This is a genomic window from Weissella sp. DD23 (genome assembly GCF_001579105.1).
GTDB classification, from domain to species: domain Bacteria; phylum Bacillota; class Bacilli; order Lactobacillales; family Lactobacillaceae; genus Weissella; species Weissella cibaria.
Map to the genome: position 1 here is coordinate 221,757 of NZ_KQ970391.1, position 2,388 is coordinate 224,144.

Consider the following 2,388-nt stretch of genomic DNA (forward strand, 5'->3'; position numbering starts at 1 on the left):
GATATCTGCATATCGTTTGTTATTCTCTTCATATTTGGTAAGCATTTAGTGGGTTTGTCTAAAAAAATAACCCATGATATAAATAATGGTGTTGAAAAGAAAACGCTTTCAAAAACGAAAGGCAGTCAACAAATAAGATTATCTACTAATTTATTTGAAATGATTTATGTTTAGGAGAATGATATGACCCAGCAACTCACTCACGAAGAAGCTCGTCGCCAAGCCAAGGTGATTGTCGACCAAATGACGATTGATGAGAAAATTGGCCAAATTAAGTATGAAGCACCAGCAATTGAACGATTGAATATTCCGGAATATAACTACTGGAACGAAGCATTGCACGGTGTGGCGCGAGCGGGCGTTGCGACGGTTTTTCCACAAGCAATTGGACTTGCGGCAACTTTTGATGACCAGCTAATTAATGATATTGCCGATGTGATTGGGACAGAAGGACGTGCAAAGTATAACGAATTTACGAAGCACGAGGATCGTGACATCTACAAGGGAATGACTTTTTGGTCGCCTAACGTCAATATTTTCCGTGATCCACGTTGGGGTCGTGGACATGAAACATATGGTGAAGATCCGTTCTTAACGTCGAAGTTTGGTGTGGCTTTTATCAAAGGGTTGCAAGGGCAAGCTAAGTACTTGAAGCTGGCTGCGACGGCAAAGCACTTTGCGGTCCACTCAGGTCCGGAAGGTTTGCGTCACGGCTTTGATGCAGTTGTGTCAGACAAGGACTTGTATGAGACGTACTTGCCAGCTTTCAAGGCAGCGGTTGAAGAGGCCGATGTCGAAAGTATTATGACGGCATATAACGCAGTTGACGGCGTGCCGGCGTCAGTTAGTGAAATGTTGTTGCGGGACATTTTGCATGATAAGTGGTCATTTGAAGGTCACGTTGTCTCAGATTACATGGCCCCAGAAGATGTGCATGAGAACCACAAGTACACAAAGGATGCCGCTGAAACGATGGGATTAGCCATCAAAGCAGGTTTGAACTTGGTTGCCGGTCATATCGAACAATCTTTGCATGAGGCGTTGAATCGTGGTTTGGTGACTGAAGAAGAAATTACCAATGCGGTTATTTCACTTTACGCAACCCGTGTCCGTCTAGGCATGTTTGCAACTGATAATGAGTACGATGCCATTCCGTATGAGGCGAATGACACGAAGGCGCACAATAATCTGTCAGAAATTGCGGCTGAGAAGTCATTTGTGTTGTTGAAGAATGATGGCGTTTTGCCACTACGCAAGGAAACGATGGAAGCAATTGCAGTTGTTGGGCCAAACGCGCATTCAGAAATCGCATTGCTAGGTAACTACTTTGGGACACCATCACGTTCATATACCATCTTGGAAGGTATTCAGGAACGACTTGGCGATGACGTTCGGGTCCACTATAGTATTGGCTCAGGGGTGTTCCAAGACCATGCAGCTGAACCGTTGGCTAAGGCAGATGAACGTGAATCAGAAGCGATTATTGCTGCTGAACACTCAGACGTCATTGTTGCAGTCTTGGGGCTTGATTCAACGATTGAAGGCGAAGAAGGGGATGCTGGTAACTCACAAGGGGCTGGAGATAAGCCGAACTTGTCATTGCCAGGGCGCCAGCGACAATTGTTGGAACGTTTGTTAGCTGTTGGTAAGCCTGTAGTAGTTTTGTTAGCTTCAGGTTCATCATTGCAATTAGATGGCTTGGAGAACCACCCCAACCTACGAGCGATTATGCAAATTTGGTACCCAGGTGCTCGAGGTGGTTTGGCAGTTGCGGATGTTTTGTTTGGTACAGTAAGTCCATCAGGAAAGTTGCCGGTGACGTTCTACAAGAACACAGATAATTTGCCAGCCTTTGAAGATTACAATATGGCAGGACGCACATACCGTTATATGACAGAGGAGGCCTTGTATCCATTTGGTTATGGTTTGACGTACTCGTCAGTTGAATTGTCAGATTTGCAGGTGAAGTCTTATGAAGAGACGGCAACGGCAACGGTGACAATTCAAAATACGGGTAATTTTGATACGGATGAAGTTGTTCAAGTCTATGTGAAGGACTTAGAATCAGAATTTGCTGTGCCAAATGCCCAGTTGAAGGGATTCAAACGCGTCTTTTTGGGTAAGGGATCTAAGCAAACGATTACGTTTGATTTACGTCCACAGGACTTCGAAGTGTTTGATGAGCAAGGGCATAACTTTATTGATAGTAATCGTTTTGAGATTTCAGTTGGTGTTAGCCAACCAGATGCGCGATCGATTGCGCTGACAGGTGTGCAACCTTTGCAAACTGAGTTGAATCTGGCAGGTAGTCAGACAACACATTGATAAATAACAAGGGACTAATATCCAATAAAAGCACGCGTGAATCAGAAAATGGTTTACGCGTGC

The 2,388-nt window shown here is 44.6% G+C and carries 1 protein-coding gene; it reads left to right on the forward strand.

Features of this window, described 5'->3' with window-relative positions:
* Positions 1-183: 183 nt before the first annotated feature.
* Complete coding sequence (locus WEIDD23_RS03685) at positions 184-2,325, forward strand: glycoside hydrolase family 3 C-terminal domain-containing protein (RefSeq protein ID WP_062358765.1); 2,142 nt, start codon at positions 184-186, stop codon at positions 2,323-2,325.
* Positions 2,326-2,388 lie beyond the last annotated feature (63 nt).

Bases quoted from the DNA above. Each gene is read 5' to 3' on its own strand.
- WEIDD23_RS03685 (WP_062358765.1), top strand. From the start codon at position 184: ATGACCCAGCAACTCACTCACGAAGAAGCTCGTCGCCAAGCCAAGGTG.